Below are 1,634 nucleotides of genomic sequence, written 5' to 3'. Positions count from 1 at the left end.
CTGCTATGGATATTGTCGTGTAATCGTCGGGAATTGCTGGAAGGGAGGGGATTACTGGCTGTTGTTTCTCTTCCTTTTTTTTCTTTTTGGCTTGCCGGTTTGCTCTTCTGAATGTTCTTCGGCGGTCAAGTGAAAGTAATCTGAAGATTGCCTTCCTTTATCGGTAGTCATATATGCCTCATCTGCCCACCCTCTTTTCAGCTCTACAGAGGCATGCCCCTGTAGCGGGGTGTCTACCCTGGTCTTTATGTGATCAATACATCGTTTCATTGAATCCGGGTTCCCAAGCTCGCTAACCGGAATTTCAATAACCTCAAATCCTGATTTTTGCAGCAGTGCGATTTTAAGCAGTGTCGAGCCATTCCTGGTTTTGAAATCACCACACACGTAATGAGACGGTCCCTGAACTTCAATCACAATGTTGTGATCTGGCAGTAGCAGGTCTACCGGATGTAATGCGTTCAGACTTTTTTCTTCTTCAATCCTCAAAGAGGGAATGCGTGATTTGAGTTGATCGTGGAAGTTGATTTGACGTTTTGACATGGTTGTCCGGTAATGGGGGACGAACGGACAAGGTTTCCCAAGCCAACTTGCGGCCATGGCAATGATGGATTGCTCTTCTTCATTGTCTGGGAATGTATTTTCCATGCGAGTAAACAGGTCATCCATGTGCTTTTCAAACACGTTATTTTTATTGGCATTGGGGACCAGAGACAACCTGGCACAACATACCATTACTCCCCAGAGAGACATTAATATGTCTTGCTGAGAGAGCTGAGGGTTGTCACTGATTTGGCAGACAAGCGATTCGAACGTAGAGGTAGCCACGTTCAGCTCAACGAATTCACCCAGTTTCGCAATGGCCCACAGCAGGTTGGCGATTTCCTGTGGTTTAAAGTTAGCTTTCTGTGCGTTTACCTGGGGCAATAGCGCGGCTACGGCCTCTTTGAACCTTGGTGCCCCCTCCTGCCCGCTGTCCACGAGTTTTGCCATGGCCCACAGCAGGTTAGCGATAGCCTGAGGAATAAATTGTTCTTTTTGTGCGTTCACGTAGGGCAACAGCGCGGCCACGGCCTCGTTGAGATCTGGTGTCCGCTCTTGCCTGCTGTTCACCAGTTTTGCCATGGCCCACAGCAGATTGGCTATATGCTGAGGATTAAATTGGTTTTTTTGTGCGTTCACATGGGGCAACAGTGCGGCAACAGCTTCTTTGAGCACTGGTGTCAACTCATGCCTGTTATCCACCAGTTTCGCCATGGCCCACAGCAGGTTGGTGATTTCCTGTGGTTTAAAGTTAGCTTTCTGTGCGTTTACCTTGGGCAACAGCGCGGCCACGGCTTCTTTGAACTCAGGTGTTTGCTTCTGCCCGTTGTCCACCAGTTTCGCCATGGCCCACAGCAGATTGGCGATTTCCTGTGGTTTAAAGTTAGCTTTCTGTGCGTTTACGTGGGGCAACAGCGCGGCCACGGCTTCTTTGAACTCAGGTGTTTGCTTCTGCCCATTGCCCACCAGTTTCGCCATGGCCCACAGCAGGTTGGCGATTTCCTGTGGCTTAAAGTTAGCTTTCTGAGCGTTTAAGTGAGGCAACAGCGCGGCCACGGCTTCTTTGAACTCAGGTGTTTGCTTCTGCCCAT

The 1,634-nt window shown here is 49.3% G+C and carries 1 protein-coding gene; it reads right to left on the bottom strand.

All coding sequences use genetic code 11. The annotated features are described in order from the left end of the window. Positions 1-51: 51 nt before the first annotated feature. Positions 52-1,634, bottom strand: a 1,583-nt coding sequence (locus tag CX664_RS24565; RefSeq protein WP_146000316.1) for an RAP domain-containing protein, incomplete at its 5' end; no start/stop codon positions are given.

This window comes from Endozoicomonas acroporae, from assembly GCF_002864045.1.
Taxonomy (GTDB): domain Bacteria; phylum Pseudomonadota; class Gammaproteobacteria; order Pseudomonadales; family Endozoicomonadaceae; genus Endozoicomonas; species Endozoicomonas acroporae.
The sequence above is the reverse complement of the archived record's forward strand: the minus strand, read 5'-3'. Positions and strand labels throughout refer to the sequence as shown.